This window comes from Clostridium folliculivorans, assembly GCF_024341905.1.
GTDB lineage: Bacteria > Bacillota > Clostridia > Clostridiales > Clostridiaceae > Clostridium_AR > Clostridium_AR folliculivorans.
In genome coordinates this window covers 84571-110588 of record NZ_BQXY01000006.1, presented here as the reverse complement: position 1 = coordinate 110588, position 26018 = coordinate 84571, and the positions used below count along the sequence as shown (strand labels likewise).

Sequence of the window (26018 nt, the reverse complement as noted above, 5' to 3'; positions counted from 1 at the left end):
GTGAGTTTACAGTTTTAGACATGGAATATGAGAAAATCGTATTAATTCTTTGCGTAAGCTCATTAAAGCATTGGATGGATAACCATATAATTTCAACATACAGTTTTAAAAGCTATGGAATTAATGCTAAATTTCACTAAATGGGCAATATCCTATTTCATCACATTTATCTTTTATTTCCTGCCACTTTTCACTATTTTCAACACTTTCAAGTGCTGATGGATATAATATGTGGTTTTCCTTAAATATATGATCTCTTAAATTAAATATCAAATACTTAGCATTATCATCAACTTGTTTTTTGAATTCTTCTAAGTTTGCAGGATCAAACTGTTCTGATAATTGTAATAAATTCTTCTTTCTTGCTCTAAGTTCTTGATGCTCCATTCTCATAATTCTTGTAGGACCAGTGATGCCTAATCTTTCTAGTTCAGGAAATAATGCATCTTCTTCTCTTAAGTGATGATTTTCTGCTGAAATTAAATTCTTAGCTAGTACTCCAAGATTTTTAACATTTTCTTCAACGATAGAATTTTCATCCATACATTGAATCTTATTATTTAATTGCTCTAATTGTTGTAAAAATCCTAGGATGCTATCATGTTCTGTTATCATCATATATAACGGATGTTGTTTATTAACTGATGCTTTAAGTCTCTCTAAAGTATCTTTTAACATCTCCATATGAATTACACATAAACCTCTTAAATCTTCAGTCTTCATACCATCCTCAACTAATTTTTGTTCTGCTAAAGATAATTCAGTTGGGCTTATCTTTTCTAATAAATCCTGTGTTTCCTCTTTAATGCTTTCTATTGATTCACCATTATTCAATCTAGTTAATATATCAGTTAATGCCTTAATCTTATCCATTCCTAAATCCTCCTGCCGTGTTTTTCTATACTCAAATTGTAATACTAATCTTTAAACAATTCTTTGATTTAAATCACAGAATTAAAATTTTATTTTGGATATAATGTAATTGTTAAGTAATTAAAACGCTAATAATACCCAATTCATGAATTAAAATTAAATAAATGCAAAAAATGAAAATTCTTAAGAATTTATTTTAATATGCTAGATCTAGCCTATTCCTTAATATCCTTAAATAAGCAATAATTAAATTTAAATAAAAAATAATTAAATTTCATAAATAGATGCAAACTATATAATATAAAATTAATTAATCTTGGAGGGTTATTATGAAAATAGAGAAAATATCAAACAAAATTGCTTTCAGTGACGATTCAATTACTAAAAGAATAATATTTAAAGAAGATAAACTTTTAAGTTTTGTACTTAATTTTAGACCTGGGCAAGGAGTTCCACCACATAATCATGAACAAAGTGATCTTTTAGTTCATGTTTTATCTGGAGATGGTGAAATGACTGTTGACGGAAATCCAAATAACATTACAGTTGGTGATGTTATTCACTGTAAAGGCGTAGAAGTATTTAGTATAAAGAATACCTCAGATAAAGATATGTCTTTATTTATTGTACTAACTCCAAATCCATCTGCAGTATATTCAAAGGAAATATAATAAGAAGGTTATGTTTATATAAAATTTTAACAGTATTACTAAACATAACCTTAAGAGTCTCTGCAGCAGCTCATGCAGAGATTTTTTCATTTGGTTAAAAAAACATGTTAAACAAAGCCAAAATCTTAAACTATAAAGGTATACATAGATTTACTTAAAGGTTTCCTATAATAATCCCGATATATAAATATATCATTTCAGCTAAGGGTTTAAACCATAATAAATAATGCATATATTTACTCAAATACTCAGATGTAACAATTATTAGCTATCTATTATTTAAATTTTTATATGTATTTACTTAAAAAATCGAATCATAATATCAAGGAGTTTTATTTTATGTTTAGAAAAAACAAAGAAAAATTACAAGAATCTCTACCTAAAGAATCATCAAGTTTACAACATACCCACAATAACTTTAAAGAACAAACTATCCAATTTATAGAATCTGCAAATAAATTATTGAGTGAAACTGTTGGACAGCACAATATAGTTAATGAACAACATAATGTTTTAGTTGACCTTGCTGATCAAGTTAAAAGCCATATGGACAATATCTCAGAACTTTCCAAAGAAACTATAAACTCTACTGATAATCTTAATTTAGGCGGTAGTAGGTTGATAGAAATAACAAAAGATACTGTTAACAAGTCTAATGAAGGCAAAGCTGCCATTGAGGAAATGGACGAGATAATAAAGTCTTTAGAAAATGAAAATAACAACAGTACCAATAGTATAAACGAGCTTGCTAGAAAGTTTAGTAAGGTAAATGAGGTAGTTCAGCTTATTACTAATATAGCAAGTCAAACAAATCTACTTGCCTTAAATGCTGCCATAGAAGCAGCAAGAGCTGGTGAGCAAGGTAAGGGCTTTGCAGTTGTTGCGGATGAAGTTAGAAAATTAGCCGAGATAACTAAAAATAGTACTTTAGATATTTCAAATCTTATCTCTAGCATTGAAAGTGAAACGAAAGTAGTTCTTAGCAATGCCGATAAATCAAATGCTGTTATAACTAAGGGTGTGGCTGCATCAAGTAGGGCCATAGAAAAGATAGAAAATAGTTTATCTTCAATATCTGTTGTAGAAAAAGAAATTAAAGAAGTTATAGGTACTATAAGCACTCAGAGAAAAAACGTAGAACAAATGAACAAGGAAATAGGAACTGTTGATGAAGTTCTAAAAACAACTGTCTCTACTATAATAAGTCATATTGAAGATGCTAGTGTTGTGGACGAGCAATTAGCTAAAACTGAGAGAAATCTTTCTACTTACAGTGAAAAATTTATATCTTCAAGCAAATAGCAATATTAAAATTAGTACTAGTTAACTTAATTCTACTATTACTAATTTTTATTTTACTTAGATATAACTTATATTCAAAAATAAAGAGAAAACATAATCTGTCGAGATACTCATCAGCTTATGCTTTCTCTTTATTAAATTAATCATATTATACTTTTTAGTGCTTGAAGCTCATCTTCTGCGAGATATCTCCACTCACCATTTTTTATGCCATTAATGTTTATATTTAATATCCTTATTCTAATAAGCTTTATAACAGTATATCCTAAAGCTCTACTCATCCTTCTAATCTGCCTATTAAGTCCTTGAGTTAATACTATGGAAAAAGTATCCTCACTAATCCTTTTAACGGTACATTCTCTAGTTATAACTCCTCCGATATCTACTCCACTTGCCATTGGCCCAAGAAATTGATCATCATAGCTTCTATCTACTGTGACCACATACTCTTTTTCATGCATATTATCTGATTCTAGAATTTTATTGGCAAGCTCTCCATCATTGGTCATTAATATCAAACCTTGTGATTCTTTATCTAATCTTCCCACTGGAAAGATATACTTATCATAATTCATAAAGTCTATAATATTATCTTTTATTTCCTTTGCAGCCGTGCAAGTTATCCCTACGGGCTTGTTTAAAGCAATATATACTTTTTCAGTAACTGGTATTGGTTCTCCATCAATTAGTATGTTATCTTCAAGTTCAACCCATTGTCCTGGAATGCACTTAATTCCATTAACCGTTATCCTACCCTCTTCTATAATTCTATTAGCTTCTTTTCTCGAGCAAAATCCTAAATTACTAAGAAGTTTATTTATCCTCATCTTAAACCTAATGCCCCTCGTCCTAAGTATTTATATCAGTATATCTATTTTATTAATCTTATACCATCATATCGTATTTTACTTAAGTATTCTATATTATTATTGCCTTTGCTTTTTATGAAGTTTGTCCTTTTCTAATATTAGTTTGTATTCTTTTTCTTTTCCAAATAATCTAGGTTTATTTTTTAAAGTTTTCTATAGCTTAAAGGAAGAAGGATATTGTCCAATACTGAGCACACTTTAAGCAAAGTAAAGTATTAAAATATAAATCCTATTTCCTTATTTCTTATTTTATGAAAGTTATAAAAGCAAATAAAGTTACCTGCCATTATTTACTCTTTATACTCTAAATTTTTATTTGTAAATCAACTCCATATAACTTTCTGAAAACTCAATGCCAGCAGAAAAACAACTATCATTAAAAATCATATTCCCTTTCTTTTTATCAAAAAGTGTAACATTTAGTTTTCCTTGAAGAGTTTCACTTGCCACGGGGATCATCTTTCCACCACGTGGTGCATATAGCTTCATGAAATAGTCTTGTTTATATAAGGCTTCTACTGTTAAAAAATAGTTTTTATTATATGTTTTTAAGATGATTTTTTCTTCTTCACAACTAATGGATAGAGAACTTTTATTTATACTTGTAAACTTATAAAATCTTCCTTTTGCATATATTCCTATTAAAAAACCTGTGAAACTCTTTATTGGAAAAGGCATCGGTATATTAGCTATAGAACATGTAATCGATCCGTCTCCATCTTTAAAGGAATTTCCCTGAGCCCAAATGTAGGAGTAAGGAAATGATTTCCCCCAGTTTTTCTCAATATATAGTTTACCTCCAGTGAAATCAACTAATCTACCATTAATAGATAGCTTTCCTCTTATGTTACCATCAACAGCACAAACTTGGCTGTAGCACTGCATGAAACTTAAATAATTGTAAAACCCCATACTACCAGGATTAATAGCACTATCTGGCCACCTAACGATATTGTCAAAGTATAATGTGCCAAATATCCTTTCATACTGCTGATTTATATCTAGACTAATCCCATTAAGTGAAAAAGAACTTTCTCCTACTTGAAAATTAAACTCCGATGCACTAGCTTTAAATTGATTTTCTCTATATTTTAAGTATTTAAAATTTCTCTCATTCCCTTTCATAACCTGGATAAAGCTATGTGAGTTTTCTTCTTTACCTAAGAATATCCCTGGTATAAAGCAGTATGTATCACCAGTACGCGGTTGTACCAGCTTAAAATACCAGCCTTCAAAAAAATCAGTTTTTTCATTCTTTCCATGATATATATCTGGATTTCTAACGAGATTAATCACAAAAACACCTCTTTTTATATTCATAGCAGTATACATAACTTTGCCTAGCAGACCTCAAAGCCTTAATGACAACCATATTATTATTCTGATGCTATACAATATTATTTAATCAAAAAACATAGTGCAGATAATTAAATAGTATTTACAGTATTTTATATATTATTTATATTTCATCCTTTTCTTAACATCATCAAATCCAATATTTTTCAAAGCTTCGCTATCATCACAAAGTATGTATTTATAAAAGAAGTTTGTATCAATAAATGAAAATTTTTTAACTTTCTATACAGTTAAAAATAGCCTTCCCATATTAATATCAATGGAAAAGGCTATTTTAATAATTCATCTATATATATAGATGTAGTATCATTAACTTTCTATCCTAGCAAACTCCTTGTCATGCCTTTTGCTTAGAATAAACGTAATCTTCTATTCCTCATAACAAATTATAGGAGTTCCCTCTTCTATAATTTCAAATATTGTTTTAGCAAGATATAAGGGACAATTCACACAACCATGAGTTCCATTACTCTTATATATATCTCCTCCAAAAGAATATCTCCAGCTTGCATCATGCATTCCTATATTTCCGTTAAAAGGCATCCAATATGTGACACCTGCTTCATAATCCTCACCTCTCAAGGTTGAGCCCTTTTGTTTATAATTAAGCATGTATATCCCAAGCTTTGTGCCATTCCCCCGATTAGGATTACCTGTTACTACATCACCTTGAGTTACAAGCTTTCCATCTTTATAAAACCATAGATGCTGCTCTGTTATATTTATTTCTACATAAGTATTACCTATATCATTTTCTCCTCTAGTTACACCCTTCTGAGCATATATAGGTTCTCTTTCAAGTGTTCTTCCAAGCTTTAAGGTTTCTAATAATTCTTTTACTTCAGCATCTCTATCAATCTTCCATCCATAAAATCCGCCGCTAACCTCTAATGTTTTTCCTACAGAGGTTTTAAACTTTCTTGCTATGCCTATAGTATCGTATTTTTTACTTAATGCACTCACATATTCTTTAAGTGCTTTTTCATTTACAACTACCTTTAGATTATCATCAACACTAAGCCACTGATTTATTGTATCACTATCTAATATTTCATTTTTATCACCAAATAAATAAATGATTCTAGATGATATATATTCATTTAGCAATTTTTTAGTTTTAGCAGTTATATCAGAATTTAAAGTATACTTTGGATTATCGTAACAAAGACTTTCATTCAAGTTCAATGTTGGTTCTCCTCTTAATATATTCTTCTCTATGGCTTTATCTAAATTAGCTTTATTTATCTTATTTCCGTACACTTCTTTCACTACTTCATAGGAACCATTAGAATATATAAAACTTACATTTTTAGGTTCAATAATTTCTTTATTTAAACAACCTAATCGATTTATTCTATTCTCTAAATTAATCTTGTTATATGTAAATAGGTCTTCTATATAACATTCTTGCTTTTTAAATAACGAAATCCCCCACTTAAATATATTTATATCTTTACAAACCTCGAAGTAACTGTTTCTATCATTATATTTCAGCTCAATAGCCTGTCCAGAAATTTCTTCCTTTATTCCATCTCTTTCAATTAAGGTTAGGCTATATCCTTTAACGCCATTCTTTATTATTTCTTCTACTGCTTTATGAGACTTTAATGATACATCAATTCCGTTAATTTCTGTATTAAAAAAGAAATGATTAGCAAAATATATTGTTCCTACTAAATATAATAATACAATAGCTGATATTACAATAATAAGATTTCCAAAAAGCTTACTTTCAAACAGCTTTTTTATATTAAAATTTTTAAAGTCTATTTTATTCATACCTTTTTATACCCTTCGCAAAATACATTTTAAATATTAACAATTTATAATATGCTTGTCCCTCAATAGTTATGACCTTTTTAAAAATAAGTTCTATACAATTTTCCAGTTTATACAAGCTAAAGTTCTTTTTTATAAAACCTTCCAAGTGGACTTGTAGTTTTCTACAATTTTAATGTACTATAATATATGTGTTAATATTTATGCATAAAACGTATTACAAAAATCTAAATCTGCATGTAATGCATTTCAGGAGGAAATATGGCAAGATATTTTAATAATAAAAAAATAGAACTACTAGCCCCTTCAGGAACCATGGAAACCTTCAAAAAGATGGTACAAGCAAATTGCGATGCAATTTATCTTGGAGGCAAATCATTAAACATGAGAATGATGAGAAAGGGCTTTAACTTTTCTGATGAAGAGATAAAAGAAGCCTTAAATATGGCACATGCTGTCAATAAGAAAGTTTATATTACAGTAAATAATATGCTTAATGATAGTGAAATTGATGAAGCAACTGAGTATCTAAGTTTCTTAAACGATATCCCTGTCGATGGAATTATAGTTCAAGATCTTGGAATTCTCCAAATTTGTAAAGAACATAACTTTAACAACTTCGAGATTCATTCTTCTGTAATGATGAATGTACATAATATTGAGTTTGTAAAAGCACTGCAAGAATTTGGTGTAACTAGAGTTGTATTATCGAGAGAGATGGATTTGAAAACTGCTAAGCATTTGCAGAATCAAACCAATATCGAAACTGAATACTTCGTTCATGGAGATATGTGTGCTGCAAACGGTGGAAACTGTTATTATAGTTCTACAGTCTTTGGTAATAGTTCTAATCGAGGTAGATGCTTTAAGCCTTGCAGATGGCCTTATGTTATAAAAAAAGATGGTTCTTTATTTAACACTGAATTCCCTCTTGCTGCAAAGGATATGTATATGTATGAACATATTCCTGAGCTTATTGAAGCCTCAATTACATCATTTAAAATCGAAGGACGTATGAGAGATACTGATTTTATAGTTGATTTAGTAAATTTCTATGGAGATGCAATTGATAGATACCTAAAAGATCCTTTAAGCTTCAATCGAAAAGAGCATGCTACTGAATTATTTGATGGGAGAAAGCGTGATTTTACCACTGCCTATGCTTTTGGTAGACCAGGCTTAGACTTTATAAACACCCGTTATGAAGGAACAGGTAAATTCTATTCTACTGGTAAAGTTTTCTCTGTGCCTACTGAAGAACCAGAAATTAATGAGAAAGCTATAAGTGAGCTTCAAGCAGATTTAAATAATTACAATAACAAAGTAGCTTATAAAAACAAGCTATCAGTTAAGGTAAATAATTACGCTCAAGCAAAGCTTTCTATTGAGCTAGGAGTAGATAGAATCTACTTACCTTGTGAGGTTTTACTCCCTGATCATTTTATAAGCCTAGAGCAACTACATGACTTAGTTAACATAAAAAACAAAACTGAAATTTATCTAGATTTACCACAAATGATGAATGAACTTCAATTTGATATGATAGATTATTACTTAGAAAAATATGGACATTTATTCGACGGATTACTTGTATCAAATTTAGGAGCTATCAATAGATATGGACATAAGTACACTTTAATCACAAACTATAACTTAAATATTTATAATGAAAAAGCAACTAAATTCTATAGAAGTCTTGGAGTTAATGAAACTACTGTATCTTTAGAAATAAAAAATAATGAACTTGCGAAGTTTATAAGTTTGTCAGAGTCACCACTTGAACTAATAGCTCATGGGCCATTAAGAGTTATGTATTTAGATCATAATCTCTATGAAAATATTAACGCCTTAAAACCTATAGAAAAATGTGACAATAAATATGTAGGAAATGATGTGTTAGTTTTAATGACTGATAAAGGTGAAAACCCTGTTTATATAGATCAAAATGAAAAAAATCATTTATTTACCTCTAAAGAGTTTTGTTTACTACCACTGCTTGATGATTTAAATTTTGAAAAGGCAATTAGTCTTCGTATAGAAGGACAAACTTACACTTTAGATGAGTTAAAAACTATTATTGAAGTTTATCAAACTGCTATTTTAGATAAATCTAAATGTAAAGAGCTATATTCAGAGTTGCAATCAAGTAGAGCAGGTTTTACACTTGGCGCATTATCATTCAAATCTATATAGCTTAAAGTTTTCATATATAATAGTATTGTTAATTTTAAACAATAGTTTTTACTGTGCCAATTTTATAACGAACTTTATATCTCTATACAGTCTTAATTACTAATTTATACTTGCACTAAAATTGCTAGAAACTGTAATTTTAGAACAAACATAAATTAAATTTTCATAAATGGGTGTGAAAAATAACTAAGTTTTTCATATTCTACAAACATAAGGAGTGATTTAAATTATGAATTATATGGGTCCTGATAATATCATGACAAAAAGAAAAGATTATTTCTTCCCTGCTACCTCTAACTTTTATAAAAATCCACCTCAAATAGTTAGCGGATCTATGCAGTATGTTTTTGATCACAATGGTAAGAAATATATTGATTTCTTTGCTGGTGTATCTGTTATGAATTGTGGACACTCAAATCCAGAAGTTCTTAAAGATACTATTGAGCAATTAAGTAAAATACAGCATACAACCACACTTTATTTAACTCAGCCTATGGTAGAACTTGCTGAAAAACTATCTGACATACTTCCTGGAGATATCCAAAGAACTTTCTTTTGCGTTACGGGTTCTGAAGCAAATGAAGGCGCTATGGCACTTGCGAGACTCCATACTAAAAAAAACAAGTTCATTGCATTAACTGGTGCATTACACGGAAGAACTCATCTAACTCTAAGCGTTACTGGAATACCAATGTGGAGATTAGATGATAATTTAGTAAATGATAATGTTTTTTTCATTGTAAGACCTTACTCTCCAGACAGTACATATGAAGAGGCAATGGAAAAATCTTTGCTCCAACTTGAAGCAGTTTTAAAAGAACATGGTGATGAAATATGTGCAATGATATTAGAGCCTCTTCAAGGTAATGGCGGAATCATAATGTATCCAATAGATTATTTGAAGAAAGTATTAGAGTTGCTTCATTCACATAATGTATTGCTGATTTGTGATGAAGTCCAAACTGGCTATGGAAGAACTGGTAAAATGTTTTGCGTAGAGCATTACGACGTAGTTCCTGATATTATTGTTACTGCTAAGGCACTCGGAAATGGAATTCCTATATCCACTTTTTCAACCACTGATGAAATAGCTAAGTCCTTTAACAGGCCTTCCGCTTCTACCTTCGGAGGTAATCCTGTGGCAGCTCAAACTGCACTAAGTGTTTTAACTTATATTGAGAAAAACAACTTAGTTCAAAGGTCAAAGGAATTAGGTTCTTACTTAAGACAAGAACTAGAAAAGCTTTCCTCACCATTTATAGCTGAAGTTAGAGGTGCTGGTCTAATGCTTGGTATACAAATTAAAACATCAAATAATAAAGTAGATTCTGCTGAAATTACAGATATTATTTTGGAAGAGATGAAGGATAATGGTTTTCTAATTGGAAAAAATGGTTTGAATAGAGATGTCCTAGCTTTCCAACCTCCTCTAGTTATTGAAAAAGAAGATATAGCTTCAATGATTGAAAGCTTAGCTAAGGTTTTAGAAAAAATACAACTTCAATATACTTAAATATTAATACATTAAATCTTAAAACTTTTTACAAAAGGAGAAAACTTATGGCTTACAAAGATTTGCAAGATTTTATTAAACATTTGGACGATAAAGGCCAGCTTAAAAGAATAAAAACAGAGGTAGACTCAGAACTAGAAATTACTGAAATAACTGATAGAGTATCAAAGAAATATGGACCTGCTCTATTATTTGAAAATGTAAAAGGATCAGAATATCCTGTCCTTATAAATGCTATGGGCACTTATGAGAGAATGAGTATGTCTTTGGGGGTTGAAAAGCTAGATGATATTGGAAGTGATATCGAAGAATTTATAGATATGTCAAACTATCTTGGACTTATGAAGAAAATCAAGTCTCTTCCAAGACTTACTAGAATGGCAACAGTATTTCCTATAAAATTACCTACTAAAGGTGCTTGTCAGGAAGTTATAGATCATGATCCTGATCTTTCAAGACTTCCAATATTAAAGTGCTGGCCTGGAGATGGTGGCCGCTTTATAACTCTTCCACTTGTTATGACTAAGGACCCTGAAACAGGAATTCAAAACACAGGAATGTACAGACTTCAAGTTTATGACAAAAACTCCACCGGAATGCATTGGCATTTGCATAAAGATGGCAGAGAGATTTATGAAAAATATAAAGTTTTAGGGGGTAAGATGCCTGTATCCGTGGCTCTTGGATGTGATCCAGCAATTACTTATTCTGCAACTGCTCCACTTCCAAAAAGTATCGATGAGATGATGTTTGCAGGATTTTTAAGAAAATCTCCGGTTAAGCTTGTTAAATCTATAACTAATGATATATATGTTCCAGCAGATGCTGAATTTATTATAGAAGGCTATGTTGATGTTAATGAAGATTTAAAACTTGAAGGACCTTTTGGGGACCATACAGGATATTATTCTCTCGCAGACTACTATCCAGTATTTCATGTAACTTGCATAACTCATAAAAAGAAGGCAGTATACCCAGCCACTGTTGTAGGTAAACCACCTATGGAAGACTGCTATATGGGTAAGGCTACAGAAAGAATCTTCTTACCTTTATTAAAGATGCAATACCCTGAAATAATTGATTTTAACTTTCCACTAGAAGGAGTTTTCCATAACTGTGTTATAGTTTCTATCAAAAAACGCTATCCTGGACATGCTAAAAAGATAATGAACTCCCTATGGGGTATTGGTCAAATGATGTATACAAAAATGATAATTGTTGTTGATGAAAATATTGATCCTAAAGACATATCAACTGTAGCCTGGAAGGTCTTTAATAATATTGATGCCAAAAGAGATGTGGTTATTTCTGAAGGTCCTCTAGATGCTCTTGACCATGCATCTAATCTTCCTCATTATGGCTATAGAATGGGTATAGATGCTACTAAGAAGTGGACAACTGAAGGTCATACTAGAGAATGGCCAGATGATATTGAAATGTCAGATGATATCAAAGATCTTGTTTCAAGGAGATGGGCTGAATATGATATTGAATAAAGCTATAGAAAAGATCCATGACTATGGAATATTAGTTATGTTTTCACACACAATTTTTTCTTTATCTTTTGCACTTATTTCTATGCTACTAGCAAGTAATGGACTTCCTTCTCCTTATAAGATATTTTGGATACTACTTGCCTTTATGGGCGCAAGAACAGGAGCAAATGCTATCAACAGAGTTATTGATGCCGAAATAGACGCTAAAAACCCAAGAACAGCTACAAGACAGTTGCCTCAAGGCTTAATGAAAAAGAAGGAAATAATATTATTTGTTGTAGGATGTTTTTTATTAATGGTTATCTCTGCCGCAATGCTAAATCCATTATGCTTAATTCTATCACCAATAGCATTATTTTTGATGGTTATTTACTCCTATACAAAGCGTTTTACTTGGGCCTGTCACTTGGTTTTAGGAATCACCTCAGCAGCCGCACCTGTAGGAGCTTGGCTTGCAATCACAGGAAAAATCTCTTGGCTTCCTCTTTTTATGGGTGCCGCTAACACTCTATGGGTTGCAGGCTTCGATATAATATACGGAGCACAGGATTATGACTTTGATACTGCTAATGGAATACATTCAATACCTGCAAGATTTGGAGTAAGTAATGCTCTACATATTTCTACTCTTTTTCACGGTATAACCTTAGGCTTATTAGTTATAGTAGGAATTTTAAGCAGTCATTTAGGCGTTATCTATTACATTGGACTTGCAATCATATCTGTTTTGTTTATTGCTGAACATAAGATGGTTTCACCAAATAATTTAACCAATGTAAAAATAGCTTCATACGGTATAAATCAGATAATTAGCATTACATTTTTAGTATGCGGAGTTATTGATGCACTAATATAACAATTAGGCTATACTAATGTACCTTATTAAAAATAATGTGTCCCTATTCCGATACTCGAATGAGCTTCGCAAAGAATTAATATGATTTTCTCCTATGAAATACCTAAAACTGTATAAACTCACTACGTTCGGACAAATACAGTTTCTTAACGGTATTTCATATCCAAAAATCATTTAATTCTAATAGCTTGCTCATAATAGTATCTCTATAGTGCCACATAATTTTCCATTGTATTCTTAAATAAAGCCTAAAATATATAGCTTTGAAAAAATATAAATTATCCAAAGGGGATTACATATGAAAAAAATAGTTGTTGGAATCACAGGTGCAAGTGGAAGTATATACGCACTAAGATTAATTGAAGAACTTTTAAAAAAAGAAGTCTTTGTACATATAATCTGCACTGATAATGGCAAAAAGGTTATGAAATACGAAACTTCCATTGATCTTGATGAGTGGTTTTTAAGTTTAAGAGAAAAGTATGAGCATATGAAGCTTGAAGATATAGACAACTTATTCTCTGGAGTTGCAAGTGGCTCTTATAAATTTGATGCTATGATTATACTTCCTTGCTCCATGGGAACTTTAGCAGAAATCAGCATGGGCCTGGCTAAGAATTTATTATGCAGAGCTGCAGACGTTTCTTTAAAAGAAAATAGAAGACTTATTATAGTTCCTAGGGAAACACCACTGAACGCAATACATCTTGAAAATATGCTAAAGCTTTCTAGGCTTGGAGTTACTATTCTACCAGCTGTGCCAGGTTTTTATCATAAGCCTCAAAGCATGGATGATTTAATTAACTTCGTTGTTGGAAAGATTTTAGATTCACTTTCTATAGAAAATACATTATTTACAAAATGGGAGGACCACAAAAATGATTAAACTAAAAAAAATATTAGCTTTATTAACTTCTTCAGCACTTGTGCTGTCCTTAGCTGCCTGCTCACCTGTAAAGGAAGGAGCTTCAACATCTACAAAAACTTCTTCTAAGCAGACACTAAACTTTGGAGCGATGTCTTCTGTAGATGCTGCTGTACTTGTAATAGGTAATGAAAAAGGATATTTCAAAAAGGAAGGTGTAGACGTTAATCTACAAACATTCAAAAACTCTAAAGATAGGGATGCTGCATTTCAAGCTGGAAATTTAGATGGAGTTATTTGTGATGAAATAGCAATTTCTCTTTATCAAAATGCCGACTTTGATGTAAAGATAACTGGAGTTACCAATGGTGATTTCATGCTTATCGCAAACTCAAAATCAGGAATAAAATCAGTTGCTGATTTAAAAGGTAAAAGTGTAGCAATCTCTGAGAAAACTTCTATAGAATACTCTCTAGATAAGATATTAGAAAAAAATTCTATAGACCCTAAAGAAGTAAAAAAATCTATAGTTCCAGCTATTCCTACAAGACTTGAAATGCTTAGAAACGGTAATATTGATGCAGCTCTTCTGCCTGAACCTTTTGCTTCTCTTGCTTTAAAAGATGGTGGAATACGTCTTGGTAGTGCAGGCGATATTAATGTTTACTCTTCAGTAACAGCTTTTACTCAGAAATCAATAGACTCAAAGAGTTCAGAAATTAAAGCATTTTACAAAGCTTACAATGAAGCTGTAGATTACTTAAATAATACACCTGTTTCTGAATATGAAGATACAATTATAAAATCTGTTGGTTATCCAGCTGATATGAAAGGAAAGCTTAACTTACCTAAGTTTAAGAAAAATGCTCTACCTAAGGAAGCTGATGTTCAAGCAGTTATTGATTGGACCGTAAAAAATGGACTTGTTAAAAAGACTTTAACACCTAAAGATGTAATGAATGATATAGGAATTAAATAATTTTACGGAGGCCTCCTATGTTAGATATAAATAATCTTTCAGTAAGTTATAAATCTCAGGGAAATTTAGTAACAGCTCTTGGGCCTGTCAGTATGAAAATCGCCCCTGGAGACATATATGCGGTTATTGGTCCCTCAGGCTGTGGCAAATCTACTTTACTTAATGTACTGAGCGGCATAATAAAGGATTATCAAGGTGAAGTAAAACTAAATAGTGAACAGCTGTCTCCTAAGAAACATAATATTGGTTTTATACCTCAAAACTTTGGACTTCTTCCATGGAAAAATGTTCAGAAAAACTGCACCTTGGCTCTTAAGATAAAAGGTAAAGCCCTAGATAGTTCCATTAATGAGAGAATTGATTACATCCAAAATAGATTAGATATTTATTCATTAAGAAACAGATATCCCAATGAGCTCAGTGGAGGACAGAAGCAAAGGGTTTCTATAGCTAGAGCCTTTATCATGAATCCTGATTTACTCTTAATGGACGAGCCTTTTTCAGCCTTAGATGCTTTAACAAGGGAAGAGGCTCAGGAACTTTTCATTGATATGTGGAATCAGTATAAAACAACTACCGTTTTCGTTACTCATAGCATAGAAGAGGCTATCTACATGGGAAAGAGAATTGTAATTATGTCCCACTGTCCTGGTACCATTGTTAAAATAATAGATAATCCTTTGTTTAATACTGAGCATTTAAGAGAAAGTGAAGAATATCTAAAATTATCATCACAGCTTAGAACTATAATAAAAAAGGGATGGAAAATATGAAGGCATTAAAGAAAATTAAGCTATTTGTTCAAGGCTTTGTGCTATTCAACATTCTGTGGTACCTTCTTGCTAGCATAATTCATATGAGGGTACTTCCGAAGCCTACGGATGTATATCTTAACATTGGCAACATATTCAGCGAAAAGCTTTATATACATGTTTTAGTCAGTCTATACAGGGTTGGATATGGACTCAGCGTATCTTTATTTATAGGGATTGTAATTGGTCTACTTATGGCCTATTCAAAGGTATGGAATAAAATATTAAATCCGCTAGTTTACTTTACTTATCCAATTCCAAAAACAGCGCTACTTCCAGTAGTAATGCTGTTATTTGGCCTAGGGGATTTATCAAAGATATTTATCATTGTGTTGATACTTGTATTTCAGATTATTGTAGCAGTTAGGGATTCAGTTCTGAACATTCCATCAGAAACCTACAACCCCCTAAGAAGTCTTGGTGCCTCAAAGCTTCAAATATTCATACATATAACCTTGCCAGCAATTTTGCCAGAATTACTTACTAGCGTACGACTTTCAATAGGAACTGCGCTATCTATTTTATTTTTTGCCGAAGGTTACGGAACTCAGTATGGTATGGGGTATTATATCCTAGATGCCTGGAGCAGAATTGACTATAACGAAATGTATGCAGGGATAATAATACTAAGTTTATTAGGTTTTTGTCTATTCATTTTGATTGATATTTTTGAAGAAACTGCATGTAGCTGGAAGGCCTGATTTTATTAATTGTAGATAAAAGCATAAAAATAGATGAACCACTTCGTAATGGAATTTATATTTTTAAATTCTCTCACCAGAACCAGTGAGAGTTTTAAAAATAGATTTCGGACCGAAGTGGTTCATCTTTATAGGGTTCCTAGCTCAACTATTAATTTATACATGCCCGAAAATCTCCAGAAGCCGAGATTTTCGAACAAGTATAAATTAAGTTTCGACATAGGAACCCTTTAGTAGCTATCCATTATAAACGGATAGCTATTATTTTTTTCTCAACAACATCATATAAACTATTAACTTTATCTCTTAATTTCAAATCATAAATATGTCCTGTTACAGCAACAATAATGTATGCACCAATTATATCTAAAGGATAGTGATGCCCTACATATACTCTTGAAAACCCTACGATTAATGAAAGTACCATTAATATTATGCTAAGCATCTTATTATATCTTCTAAGTCCTAATGCTATGCTCATTGTTCCAGTTGCATGGTCACTTGGAAAAGATGCATCTGCTGGGTGAGGTATTAATAAATTCACTTTGTTATTAACAAAAGGCCTATTAACGTAATATATATTTCCAATTATAAAACTAATTATTAAATTAATTAGTGTAATGAGGAAGGTATTAAAGGCAATTTTTCTATACTCATCTCTTTTATTTATAATTCCTACGAAAAACACTATGGCGGTTATTGCCATAAAAATATAAGGTACATCTTTTGAAAAGAAAATCATTATTTTATCCATAACTACATTTTTATTTGCTAAATTATTTATCAATCTAAAAAAATCCAAATTCATCTTCAGTTATTCCCTTCTATATTAAACTTTGTATAAATCCATTAATATCAGCTAAATCTACTTCATTTAAAAGTACAAATACTAATTTACAACATAGTGTCCCAATTATAATTCCAGCTATGACATCAGTTGGATAATGAACAAATAAATATATCCTTGATAATGCAATCAAAAATGCAATTCCAATGAATAGCAACTTATATTCACTAAAGTATGTTGATAATACTTCTGCAACAGCAAAGGAAGATAATGTATGCCCTGATGGAAAGGAATAAGAATCCGGTCTAGCTATCAGCATATTTATATTTTTGTAAAAATTACATGGCCTAATACGTCTTACCAGATGCTTCACCAGTCCTTCTCCAACAATTGTGCTTATAATTAATGTTAGTATCACTGTATCTCCAACTACTATGTAATCTTTATCTAAAATTAAAACTAAAGCTATAATAACCCAAATGGCACCTAAATTTCCCATACTAGTAATTAAAGTCATTATTCTATCAAAATATTTGTTTTGTAAATATCTTTTCACTGATAACAAAATATAATTATCAAAAACATTTATTTTCTTCAAGATGCTTAAATACATATAATCACCTCATTCTACTTATAAGATGTATAGCAACATTTAAGAAGTGTCAAATCGTAATCTACGGCTTGTCCCTTTCCTAATACTTATGCTGTAAAATTCATTAATAATCTATTTTTATATTATCATTTTAATATTAAAACAATCTGAGAATAACATTAAATTTAGATTAGAATTAAAATGTTAATCTCTCTAAAGAATAAAAACCCTTAAAATCTAAATAATAGACTCTTAGGGTAACAGAATTAGATTTATATTTTAAATAAAGGCGCAGTTAAAGCACCGTGTTGGAATTGATACTTTGTACCTTTTATAATATGTAACTTTTATCGTAATTTACAAAGAAGATTTCAAAATTAAATTATTAATTCTCTTCAATCGCTTTTCTTCTTTTTTTAATAATAACGTAACCAATTACACCAATAACTGCCGCCACCACAATATAATCCGCAAAATGAAGTAATGTACGGATTTTAGTCCAGTTTTCTCCCATTGCAAATCCAGCATATCCGAGTAATATGCTCCAAATCAATGATCCTAGGAATGTATAAGCAACAAACTTTTTAAAATTCATTTTACTTATTCCTGCTGGCAATGATATAAATGTCCTGATAATTGGAAGTAATCTTGAGAAAAAAGCTATTTTTTCTCCATACTTTTCAAAATATCTATCACTCATTTCAAGATGAGCCTTTGACAATCTTAATTTTTCAGCATATTTTTCAACTAATGGTCTTCCTCCTTTAGCTGCTATATAATACATAAAAACTGATCCGAAGGTTCCACCTAAAGTACCAATCAATATAACCAAGATAAGATTTAATCTCTGCCCATTATAGGCGGATGATGCTAGGTACCCCCCAAAAGGTAAAATTGCTTCACTTGGAATAGGAATACATGCACTTTCTAATGCCATCAATGAGAACACACCAAAGTACCCTAGTTTCCCCAAAACAAAAATTGCCCAGTTTACTATCGTTTCTACCATTTCTATCTCCTTCTAATTTCTAAAATTCTTTCTTATCAAATAAATAAAATCCAAAAGTAAAAAATATTATTCCGTATGCAATTAGCATAAATAACAAGTTTATATGTGTTAAAAGCTTCGCTCCACCAGTAGACCACTGTGTATACCAGTTTAAATAAGTTGTGAATATAGAGTTGTTAAAACCTTTAATAAATATTGCTAATACTTTAATACCAATAAAAGTTAAAATGCAGCTAATAAGGGCACCATTGCTACTTTTAAAAAATTGAACAACACAAGAAGCAAAAGTCACTAATACTAATGCAGGTACTATATCTATAATATAGCTGAATATTATATGTGGCACATTACCTATACTACTAAATCTAAATACAGCTACCGCTAATAATGTTACAAATAAAACTGCAACTAAGTTTATAGCTACAAATGCAGCAATAGCAATATTCTTGGAAAGGAATATCTTAAATCTGCTAATTGGCCTAGTAAGAACTAATTTCATAGTTTTGTCTGCAGTTTCACCTGAAAAAACTTCTGCTGCCAGCATGAAAATAAATAAAGGGATAAATGCATTTGTAATAATACTTAAAATTATCAAGGGGAAGCTTTCAGCAGTCAATGATATAAATACTAATTTTGATTGAATTGCCGAGATAAAGAAAGCTGACAAAAAACTGATTAATGCAGTAACAATTAAAAATACCACAGTTCTCTTTTTTAAAAAAAGCTTCTGAATTTCATTAATTATATTTGCCCCTAGATTACTCATCTTTATCCCTCCCATTAACTACATTCATATAAAAATCTTCTAGACTTTTATATTTTTCTTTTATATCTTTCATTGAAACTCCATTATTTATAAGCTCTCCATTATGAATTATAGCTACTTTATCACACATAAGTTCTACTTCATGAATCAAGTGGCTTGAAATAAAAAATGTCATATTTTTTTCTTTAGCAAGCTCTATTATCATGTTCCTCATTTGAACCGTTCCTTCTATATCAAGCCCGTTTGTAGGTTCATCCAATATAACCAAATCAGGTTTAGATAAAAGTGCCATAGCTAGAGACAATCTTTGTTTCATTCCTAATGAAAACTTACTAACTTTTTCATTTTTGTGCTTTTTAAGTTTGACTACTTCAAGAATGTTATCAATATCTGATTCCTTTATACCACCATAAAATCTTCCTACTATTTTCAAATTGTTATATGCAGACATATATTCATAGGCATCAGCTGTTTCAATTATTGAGCCAACTGCTTTTAAGGCTTCTTCAAATTGGTTTTTCAGGTCAAATCCCATTATCTTGACCTCTCCACTTTGAAAATTATTTAATCCAACAATTGATTTCATTACAGTTGTTTTACCAGCTCCGTTTGGACCAAGAAAGCCAAATATTTCTCCTTTAGCCACTTGAAAGCTAATGTTTTTCACGCCTCTGCCATTGTTATAGATTTTGGTTAAGCCACTTACTTCTAAAACCTTCTCCATATATTTCTCCTTCAACAAACAGTTATGTGAAAGATTGAGTTCCATATATATGTATGTTATCAATCTTTCACACTTATTTTAATTAATCTTAAGCTTATCTAAACTTATTTTCCATAGTCTTAACTTGCTTACCAGTTAAATCTACTTTATCTGGAGTGGTGCTGTTTATGTTTGAAAGTTCCATATTAGCGTTAATTTCAATAGTATGAACTTTTCCAGCTGCATCTTTTCCTGAGATAACAATCTTAGCTGTTTGGTCTGCAATTGTATCATTCTTACTAATATCAGCCGTAGAATCAACACTTACTACCTTTACATCACTTTGAAGCTGTGGAATTACATTTTTAAGATTCTTCATGTCAGCCTTTTCATTTTTATCTGCAAATTCATTATTATCCTTTGCCATAGCAATTGAAACTAATGCATTTACCAATGGAGTCACCTGGCTATCACTCAATTGTATATTAACCTTTTTTGTCCCATCCCCATTGTCACTTGCAGTTACTCCATCCTTCATGCTTCCTACAAGGGTATCAATTATTACTCCTACTCCCTGTACTACCTGAGGATTTTCAGTTTTTTCTTTATTCTGGAATTTTTTATTTCCAGTACCTGAAACTAGGTAATCACTACTGTCACTTGACTTTTGTACACGCTTTCCATCTTGTAAGTAATTACTAATAGTTTTAGTAGTGTTGGCTGTTTTTATTGTAGTAATGCTACTCATTGCATTAGCTCCTTGATTTTGTTTCAAGTTTTCAGTTAAATCTGCAAGAGTAGTTCCGTTATCAGTTATTGAAACCTTTAGAGCAGCTGTTTCATTTTTCAAGTTTTTAGTATCCATAACAGCTCCTTTATATGTTTCATAACCTGACAATTGTGATGCATTTACTAGAGCCGTTCCAAATAACAAAGTACCTCCTAATGCCAAACTAGTAAGCATTGCAATATTTTTCTTTTTCATATTGTCAAACCTCCATCATCTATATATTTAAAAAGTTTTTCAACTCTTTATCAAATTTAAAATGCAAGCATTTCTACATTAATCATTGTGTACAATGTAGATTAAATTCAGATTAAAATAATCTTACATTTTTATTAAATTATTGTTTATCTTTAGTTTATAAAATGAAAAGAGGTAAAAGAAATAAGTTCTTCCACCTCTTTTCAATGATATTTATATCTTAAGATTTTCTTCTAAAATTAACCGAGTTGGCCAAAATTCATATAAACTTATAGACTCTACCCTACCCACAAAACTTTTAAACCTCTCTGCTACAATTGGTAATGCTTTATGAATCACTTCATGATCATCAATTAATAGTGTTGTATGGGCTGTCCACTCATTATCATCACTGCAAAACTTCTGCAAATTTAGAAGCTCATAATTTACTAAAGGCGCTATAAACAACACATCAAGCTCAAACAATCCAATATTATTTAGTCTTATATCAAAGCCTCTAAAATTTTTAGATACTTCTTTTACTTTTTCTCTAAGACTTTCCTCTTCAGATAGTTTAAATGTCCCAAGGGTCATGTGATAAGGGACATCCGCTGTTTGTCGTCCTACAAATCCATTTTCAAGTAAGACTTTTTGAACATTTCTTAACTTTTGCTGAGTTTTTTCATCATACTGAGCTAAAATACATAAGATCTTATCTTCCATGAATGACACTTCCTTTCAATAAAATATCTCTATAAATTTTTAACTATATGGTACAGCTCTTTCTGTTTGCATATTTAACAACTGCTTTCTTTTTCATCAATTTCTATATTACCAACAATTGTATTTTTTCATACAAAAATTGTCAACATCCAATTTCATAATTTCTTTTATAGTAAAAATTAAACTATTGACCCTTACCTAAGGTAACCGCTTATAATTAAGTTGGGTGATAAATATTATGAGAGATAAACATTTTTACACGGCAGGTGAATTTGCTAAAAAGGCAGGAGTCACCATAAGAACCATAAGATTTTATGATAACAAAGGACTATTAAAGCCTTCAAGCCTCAGTGAAGCTGGATATAGGCTATATACTGATGAAGATTTTGCAAAACTTCAAGTTATACTGACCTTAAAGTATTTAGGATTCTCTTTAGAGGATATCGCAGCTTTAGTTATTTCAGAGGATTCAAAGATTGATAGTTTAAAGAACTCACTAGATTTACAGCTGGAAATGGTAAGAAATAAAATCAACCATCTGGAGCTTATAGAAAAATCAATTATTGAGGCAAAGAAGGTTGTTGAAGAAGATGATCCTGATTGGAGCAAGATAGTAGACATCATACACGTTACAAATATGGAGAAGGATTTATCAACCCAATATAAGGATTCTAGAAACTTAAAAGTAAGAATAAATCTTCATGACAAGTTTAGTGTAAATAAATATGGCTGGTTCAATTGGATATTTGATAAAATATGTGTTTGTGAGAAAGATAAAATTCTTGAGATAGGTTGCGGCGATGGTCAGCTTTGGAAGAAATCTCAGAATAAGATTCCAGAGAGCTCGGAGATAGTATTATCTGATATTTCTCATGGAATGCTAAATGACAGTAAAGAAAATCTTAAAGAATTAAAAGCAAATCTGAAGTTTCATATTGTAGATTGTGTCAACTTACCCTATGAAGATGAAAGCTTTGATAAAGTAGTTGCAAATCATATGATTTTCTATGTTAAAGACAGAAAACAGGCTTTTTCAGAGATAAAAAGAGTTTTAAAAAAAGGTGGCCATTTTTACTGCAGTACCTACGGATTAAAGCATATGAAAGAAATTGAAACTCTTACAAAAAGTTTTGATAGCAGGATATCTTTATCTGAAGTACATTTGGAAGAGATCTTTGGATTAGAAAATGGCAAAGCACAGCTTATAGATTACTTTCCTACTATGGAGAAACTTATCTACGAAGATAAATTAATTATAGATCAATACAAGCCCTTATTGGATTATATATTATCTTGTCACGGGAATCAGCATGAAATACTAGCTGGCAGATATGACGAGTTTGAAAAGTATGTTAAAGCAAAGGTTGAAAAAACAGGCATATTTAAAGTATCAAAATATGCTGGGTTATTTGTATGCCAAAAGTAATAGATATGTATTTTTAGATTAGGCTTATTTTAACTTCGAAAAACTTTATCCGGATAATTTTTTAAATAGATATATTGAGAGGAGAAAACTTATTATGAAAACTTATTTAGTAACAGGAGGAGCTGGATTTATAGGCTCAAATTTCGTTCTTTACATGCTCAAAAAATATAGTGACATAACAATCATTAATTTAGATAAACTAACTTATGCGGGTAATCTTGAAAACCTAAAGGATGTTCAAGGAAATCCTAGTTATATATTTGTTCAAGGAGATATTTGCGATAAGAAGCTCGTTACATCACTTTTTGAAAAATATGATATAGATTATGTTGTTAACTTTGCTGCAGAATCACATGTTGATAGAAGCATAAAGGAACCAGAAATATTTGCGCAGACAAATGTTTTAGGCACAGTAAATCTACTAAATTGCGCTAAAATTGCATGGGAAAGAGAAAATGGATGGAAGGAAGGAGTAAGATATCATCAAGTATCTACTGATGAAGTATATGGTTCACTTGGAGAAACAGGTTACTTCATGGAAACAACTCCACTTGATCCTCACAGTCCATATTCATCAAGCAAGGCTGGAGCTGACTTTATGGTAAAAGCTTATTTTGATACCTACAATATGCCTGTAACTATAACGAGATGTTCAAATAACTACGGCCCATATCATTTCCCAGAAAAATTAATTCCATTACTTATTAACAACTGCTTAAACCATAAGGATTTACCTGTTTATGGTGATGGATTAAATATAAGAGATTGGCTTTATGTAGAAGATCATTGTAAGGCTATAGATATGGTTATTAACGATGGAAGAATCGGTGAGGTATATAATGTTGGCGGACATAACGAAAGAACTAATATCCAAATAGTCAAAACTGTCATAGCCTATATACATGAACATGTTGATAACACTGTAACTGAAGACCTAATAAAATATGTAGAAGATAGAAAAGGTCATGATAGAAGATATGGTATAGCACCAGATAAGATAAAAGAAGATCTAGGCTGGTATCCTGAGACTACTTTTGAAGTTGGTATCGTTAAGACTATTCAGTGGTATTTAGATAATAGACAATGGATAGAAAATGTTACTTCCGGGGACTATAAAAATTATTATGATAAGATGTATAACAATAAATAAAATCAGCCTAGCAGAAAATTATTTGAGCAGCCATAGATTTAATTAAAGTAAATCTATGGCTGCTCCTTGATAAAAAATACTATTTTATTTATTTCCACATACCTTACATACTTTTATTGTTCCATTTTCAGTAACTTTATCCCAAAGAAGCTTAACTCCACCTCTTTTGCAAACAGGGCAAGTTCCTCTCCAATTAAGAATTTTTTTGATACCTTTGCCTCTCTTGTTTTTTGCCATTATATTCCCCCCTTTCTACTCAAAAGTTCATTCGTTTTCTTATAGGAATCCGACTTCACATGTATATTGCTCGTCATCTCAAGAATGTCTTTGTATGCACGAGACTTTTATCAATACCTGATGAAGAAGGAAACCATTCTGAATATATGCATCTATATACATCTTGTATGACAATATTTTGTAATATTACTGATTTTCTTTCAAATACGTCCCATGTATAGATAATCCACTCCTATCTAATAAAACTAAGCGATATTTCTGTTAACTATTAATGGTAATAGGATTATCAAATATATATTCTGGTCTGTCCAATATTTTATGTTCATTAGTTAAGTGTATTAGGAGAATTTCCCATCCTATTGTATATATTCCACCTATATAATCTTTGAAATCCCTAGGTTTAACAGGAATAAAAGCTTTATACTTTTTTACAGTAAAAGAGAGCCATATCATTCTTGTAGATGGCTCTCAATTAATTTATTAAATTGTATATATTTAAGTGCGCATAAAATATGGTTAACTTTTCTAGCTTAATGAATCATATTCCCGCCCTTAGTTTGTTTGTTCTAAAAACTCTTCAAGTAATGCTGCCTGCAACTTTCCAACTATCTCTGATGCCTTTCCTCCTACCGGCTTTCCATCTACCTCACAAGCACTCATGCAAAACTGCCCTGAACTTGTGACTATAACTTCATCTGCTTCCATAAGTTCCTTTACAGTAAAAGGGGTTTCGTCTACAGGTATATTAAACCTTTCACACATCTTTATTATGTGAGCCCTTGCTATGCCTGGCAAAATCAAATTATCAGTTGGAGCTGTTTTGAAAACACCGTTCTTTATTATTGAAATATTGCTATGAGCACATTCTGTGACTCTATCTGCTCTATGAAATATTGTCTCATCACATCCTGCCTCTTCAGTTTTTTGTGCTGCAATGACGTTTGGCAAAAGATTTAAAGTCTTAATATTGCAATGAAGAAATCTAGTATCTTCTAAAGTAATTAGTTTTACTTTCTTTGACATATCCTTGATATTACGTGGAGTAAGCAAAATCCAAACATTAGCTTTTACTTCAGCTTCAGGAAAAGCATGATTACGCATAGCAGTTCCTCTTGTAACCTGCCAATATACAAACTGCTCTCCTGAGTCTACTTTTTTAACCATTTCTTGCAGCAAATCTTTCAATTCATTCTTTGTATAGGGAATTTTAATAGACAGTAATTTTGCACTATTAAAAAATCTATCAATATGCTCATCTAATGCAAATATTTTATGATTTCTGCTATAAGTTGCATCATATACTCCATCACCAAAATAGCATACACGGTCATTCATTGGGATTTTCATGTTTTCGATCAAATCGTACTCACCATTATAGAATCCTAAATTCTCCATA

25 protein-coding genes are annotated in these 26018 nt (G+C 31.0%); 12 read left to right on the top strand and 13 right to left on the bottom strand.

The window, feature by feature from the left end; translation table 11 throughout:
* Positions 1-126: 126 nt before the first annotated feature.
* Positions 127-873, bottom strand: coding sequence for a DUF438 domain-containing protein (locus OCU55_RS16830; protein WP_261853457.1), 747 nt, complete (start codon positions 871-873; stop codon positions 127-129).
* 329 nt (positions 874-1202) lie between these two features.
* Here OCU55_RS16830 and OCU55_RS16825 point away from each other — a divergent pair, with 329 nt between their 5' ends.
* Positions 1203-1544: a cupin domain-containing protein gene (locus OCU55_RS16825; RefSeq protein WP_261853456.1), complete on the top strand. Its 342-nt coding sequence runs from the start codon at positions 1203-1205 to the stop codon at positions 1542-1544.
* A gap of 339 nt (positions 1545-1883) precedes the next feature.
* Complete coding sequence (locus OCU55_RS16820) at positions 1884-2846, top strand: methyl-accepting chemotaxis protein (RefSeq protein WP_261853455.1); 963 nt, start codon at positions 1884-1886, stop codon at positions 2844-2846.
* Positions 2847-2989: 143 nt separating this feature from the next.
* On the opposite strand, the gene OCU55_RS16815 is transcribed toward OCU55_RS16820, so the two are convergent.
* The 3 genes from OCU55_RS16815 to OCU55_RS16805 form a co-directional block, all read right to left on the bottom strand.
* A complete protein-coding gene (locus OCU55_RS16815) occupies positions 2990-3673 on the bottom strand; it encodes a pseudouridine synthase (protein ID WP_261853454.1) in 684 nt (227 codons plus the stop codon).
* A 354-nt stretch (positions 3674-4027) separates the two neighbouring features.
* Positions 4028-5011, bottom strand: coding sequence for a tocopherol cyclase family protein (locus OCU55_RS16810; RefSeq protein WP_261853453.1), 984 nt, complete (start codon positions 5009-5011; stop codon positions 4028-4030).
* A 429-nt stretch (positions 5012-5440) separates the two neighbouring features.
* Positions 5441-6850, bottom strand: coding sequence for a L,D-transpeptidase family protein (locus OCU55_RS16805; RefSeq protein WP_261853452.1), 1410 nt, complete (start codon positions 6848-6850; stop codon positions 5441-5443).
* A gap of 261 nt (positions 6851-7111) precedes the next feature.
* Between OCU55_RS16805 and OCU55_RS16800 the strand changes: the two genes are divergently transcribed.
* From OCU55_RS16800 to OCU55_RS16765, 8 genes are all read left to right on the top strand, one after another.
* Positions 7112-9043, top strand: coding sequence for a U32 family peptidase (locus OCU55_RS16800; RefSeq protein ID WP_261853451.1), 1932 nt, complete (start codon positions 7112-7114; stop codon positions 9041-9043).
* Between the two features lie 229 nt (positions 9044-9272).
* Positions 9273-10556, top strand: coding sequence for an aspartate aminotransferase family protein (locus OCU55_RS16795; protein ID WP_261853450.1), 1284 nt, complete (start codon positions 9273-9275; stop codon positions 10554-10556).
* A gap of 47 nt (positions 10557-10603) precedes the next feature.
* Positions 10604-12052: a menaquinone biosynthesis decarboxylase gene (locus OCU55_RS16790; RefSeq protein ID WP_261853449.1), complete on the top strand. Its 1449-nt coding sequence runs from the start codon at positions 10604-10606 to the stop codon at positions 12050-12052.
* Complete coding sequence (locus OCU55_RS16785) at positions 12039-12908, top strand: UbiA-like polyprenyltransferase (protein ID WP_261853448.1); 870 nt, start codon at positions 12039-12041, stop codon at positions 12906-12908. Before OCU55_RS16790 ends, OCU55_RS16785 begins: the two co-directional genes overlap by 14 nt.
* A gap of 298 nt (positions 12909-13206) precedes the next feature.
* Positions 13207-13794, top strand: coding sequence for a UbiX family flavin prenyltransferase (locus OCU55_RS16780; RefSeq protein WP_261853447.1), 588 nt, complete (start codon positions 13207-13209; stop codon positions 13792-13794).
* Positions 13787-14752 (top strand): ABC transporter substrate-binding protein, encoded by a 966-nt coding sequence (locus tag OCU55_RS16775; protein ID WP_261853446.1) that lies wholly within the window; start codon positions 13787-13789, stop codon positions 14750-14752. The genes OCU55_RS16780 and OCU55_RS16775 overlap by 8 nt, the downstream gene beginning before the upstream one ends.
* A 17-nt stretch (positions 14753-14769) precedes the next feature.
* The gene (locus OCU55_RS16770) at positions 14770-15525 is read left to right on the top strand and encodes an ABC transporter ATP-binding protein (protein ID WP_261853445.1); all 756 of its coding nucleotides are present in this window, start codon (positions 14770-14772) and stop codon (positions 15523-15525) included.
* Complete coding sequence (locus OCU55_RS16765) at positions 15522-16265, top strand: ABC transporter permease (protein ID WP_261853444.1); 744 nt, start codon at positions 15522-15524, stop codon at positions 16263-16265. Before OCU55_RS16770 ends, OCU55_RS16765 begins: the two co-directional genes overlap by 4 nt.
* A gap of 244 nt (positions 16266-16509) precedes the next feature.
* On the opposite strand, the gene OCU55_RS16760 is transcribed toward OCU55_RS16765, so the two are convergent.
* The 7 genes from OCU55_RS16760 to OCU55_RS16730 all read right to left on the bottom strand — a co-directional run bounded on the left by OCU55_RS16760 (position 16510) and on the right by OCU55_RS16730 (position 21809).
* A complete protein-coding gene (locus OCU55_RS16760; RefSeq protein ID WP_261853443.1) occupies positions 16510-17073 on the bottom strand; it encodes an undecaprenyl-diphosphatase in 564 nt (187 codons plus the stop codon).
* A 16-nt stretch (positions 17074-17089) separates the two neighbouring features.
* A complete protein-coding gene (locus OCU55_RS16755; RefSeq protein ID WP_261853442.1) occupies positions 17090-17665 on the bottom strand; it encodes a phosphatase PAP2 family protein in 576 nt (191 codons plus the stop codon).
* Between the two features lie 364 nt (positions 17666-18029).
* Entirely contained in the window at positions 18030-18653 is a 624-nt protein-coding gene (locus tag OCU55_RS16750) for a DedA family protein (RefSeq protein ID WP_261853441.1), read from the bottom strand.
* Positions 18654-18672: 19 nt separating this feature from the next.
* Positions 18673-19419: an ABC transporter permease gene (locus OCU55_RS16745; protein ID WP_261853440.1), complete on the bottom strand. Its 747-nt coding sequence runs from the start codon at positions 19417-19419 to the stop codon at positions 18673-18675.
* Entirely contained in the window at positions 19412-20143 is a 732-nt protein-coding gene (locus OCU55_RS16740) for an ABC transporter ATP-binding protein (RefSeq protein WP_261853439.1), read from the bottom strand. The genes OCU55_RS16745 and OCU55_RS16740 overlap by 8 nt, the downstream gene beginning before the upstream one ends.
* Positions 20144-20237: 94 nt before the next feature.
* Complete coding sequence (locus OCU55_RS16735) at positions 20238-21107, bottom strand: hypothetical protein (protein ID WP_261853438.1); 870 nt, start codon at positions 21105-21107, stop codon at positions 20238-20240.
* A 213-nt stretch (positions 21108-21320) separates the two neighbouring features.
* Positions 21321-21809 carry a 2'-5' RNA ligase family protein gene (locus OCU55_RS16730; RefSeq protein ID WP_261853437.1) on the bottom strand — a complete coding sequence of 163 codons (489 nt, stop codon included), beginning with the start codon at positions 21807-21809 and terminating at the stop codon, positions 21321-21323.
* A gap of 238 nt (positions 21810-22047) precedes the next feature.
* Between OCU55_RS16730 and OCU55_RS16725 the strand changes: the two genes are divergently transcribed.
* Both OCU55_RS16725 and rfbB read left to right on the top strand, forming a co-directional pair.
* The gene (locus tag OCU55_RS16725; protein WP_261853436.1) at positions 22048-23235 is read left to right on the top strand and encodes a MerR family transcriptional regulator; all 1188 of its coding nucleotides are present in this window, start codon (positions 22048-22050) and stop codon (positions 23233-23235) included.
* Positions 23236-23329: 94 nt separating this feature from the next.
* Positions 23330-24385 carry a dTDP-glucose 4,6-dehydratase gene (rfbB, locus tag OCU55_RS16720; protein ID WP_261853435.1) on the top strand — a complete coding sequence of 352 codons (1056 nt, stop codon included), beginning with the start codon at positions 23330-23332 and terminating at the stop codon, positions 24383-24385.
* A gap of 84 nt (positions 24386-24469) precedes the next feature.
* On the opposite strand, the gene OCU55_RS16715 is transcribed toward rfbB, so the two are convergent.
* Complete coding sequence (locus OCU55_RS16715; RefSeq protein ID WP_261853434.1) at positions 24470-24622, bottom strand: PIN domain-containing protein; 153 nt, start codon at positions 24620-24622, stop codon at positions 24470-24472.
* Between the two features lie 552 nt (positions 24623-25174).
* A complete protein-coding gene (locus tag OCU55_RS16710; RefSeq protein WP_261853433.1) occupies positions 25175-26017 on the bottom strand; it encodes a D-amino acid aminotransferase in 843 nt (280 codons plus the stop codon).
* Position 26018 lies beyond the last annotated feature (1 nt).

Bases quoted from the DNA above. Each gene is read 5' to 3' on its own strand.
- OCU55_RS16790 (WP_261853449.1), top strand. From the start codon at position 10,604: ATGGCTTACAAAGATTTGCAAGATTTTATTAAACATTTGGACGATAAA.
- OCU55_RS16820 (WP_261853455.1), top strand. From the start codon at position 1,884: ATGTTTAGAAAAAACAAAGAAAAATTACAAGAATCTCTACCTAAAGAA.
- OCU55_RS16780 (WP_261853447.1), top strand. From the start codon at position 13,207: ATGAAAAAAATAGTTGTTGGAATCACAGGTGCAAGTGGAAGTATATAC.
- OCU55_RS16710 (WP_261853433.1), bottom strand. From the start codon at position 26,017: ATGGAGAATTTAGGATTCTATAATGGTGAGTACGATTTGATCGAAAAC.
- OCU55_RS16805 (WP_261853452.1), bottom strand. From the start codon at position 6,850: ATGAATAAAATAGACTTTAAAAATTTTAATATAAAAAAGCTGTTTGAA.
- OCU55_RS16715 (WP_261853434.1), bottom strand. From the start codon at position 24,622: ATGGCAAAAAACAAGAGAGGCAAAGGTATCAAAAAAATTCTTAATTGG.
- rfbB (WP_261853435.1), top strand. From the start codon at position 23,330: ATGAAAACTTATTTAGTAACAGGAGGAGCTGGATTTATAGGCTCAAAT.
- OCU55_RS16750 (WP_261853441.1), bottom strand. From the start codon at position 18,653: ATGGTAGAAACGATAGTAAACTGGGCAATTTTTGTTTTGGGGAAACTA.
- OCU55_RS16795 (WP_261853450.1), top strand. From the start codon at position 9,273: ATGAATTATATGGGTCCTGATAATATCATGACAAAAAGAAAAGATTAT.
- OCU55_RS16815 (WP_261853454.1), bottom strand. From the start codon at position 3,673: ATGAGGATAAATAAACTTCTTAGTAATTTAGGATTTTGCTCGAGAAAA.
- OCU55_RS16775 (WP_261853446.1), top strand. From the start codon at position 13,787: ATGATTAAACTAAAAAAAATATTAGCTTTATTAACTTCTTCAGCACTT.
- OCU55_RS16755 (WP_261853442.1), bottom strand. From the start codon at position 17,665: ATGTATTTAAGCATCTTGAAGAAAATAAATGTTTTTGATAATTATATT.
- OCU55_RS16770 (WP_261853445.1), top strand. From the start codon at position 14,770: ATGTTAGATATAAATAATCTTTCAGTAAGTTATAAATCTCAGGGAAAT.
- OCU55_RS16830 (WP_261853457.1), bottom strand. From the start codon at position 873: ATGGATAAGATTAAGGCATTAACTGATATATTAACTAGATTGAATAAT.
- OCU55_RS16800 (WP_261853451.1), top strand. From the start codon at position 7,112: ATGGCAAGATATTTTAATAATAAAAAAATAGAACTACTAGCCCCTTCA.
- OCU55_RS16725 (WP_261853436.1), top strand. From the start codon at position 22,048: ATGAGAGATAAACATTTTTACACGGCAGGTGAATTTGCTAAAAAGGCA.
- OCU55_RS16765 (WP_261853444.1), top strand. From the start codon at position 15,522: ATGAAGGCATTAAAGAAAATTAAGCTATTTGTTCAAGGCTTTGTGCTA.
- OCU55_RS16730 (WP_261853437.1), bottom strand. From the start codon at position 21,809: ATGGAAGATAAGATCTTATGTATTTTAGCTCAGTATGATGAAAAAACT.
- OCU55_RS16735 (WP_261853438.1), bottom strand. From the start codon at position 21,107: ATGAAAAAGAAAAATATTGCAATGCTTACTAGTTTGGCATTAGGAGGT.
- OCU55_RS16745 (WP_261853440.1), bottom strand. From the start codon at position 19,419: ATGAGTAATCTAGGGGCAAATATAATTAATGAAATTCAGAAGCTTTTT.
- OCU55_RS16740 (WP_261853439.1), bottom strand. From the start codon at position 20,143: ATGGAGAAGGTTTTAGAAGTAAGTGGCTTAACCAAAATCTATAACAAT.
- OCU55_RS16760 (WP_261853443.1), bottom strand. From the start codon at position 17,073: ATGAATTTGGATTTTTTTAGATTGATAAATAATTTAGCAAATAAAAAT.
- OCU55_RS16825 (WP_261853456.1), top strand. From the start codon at position 1,203: ATGAAAATAGAGAAAATATCAAACAAAATTGCTTTCAGTGACGATTCA.
- OCU55_RS16785 (WP_261853448.1), top strand. From the start codon at position 12,039: ATGATATTGAATAAAGCTATAGAAAAGATCCATGACTATGGAATATTA.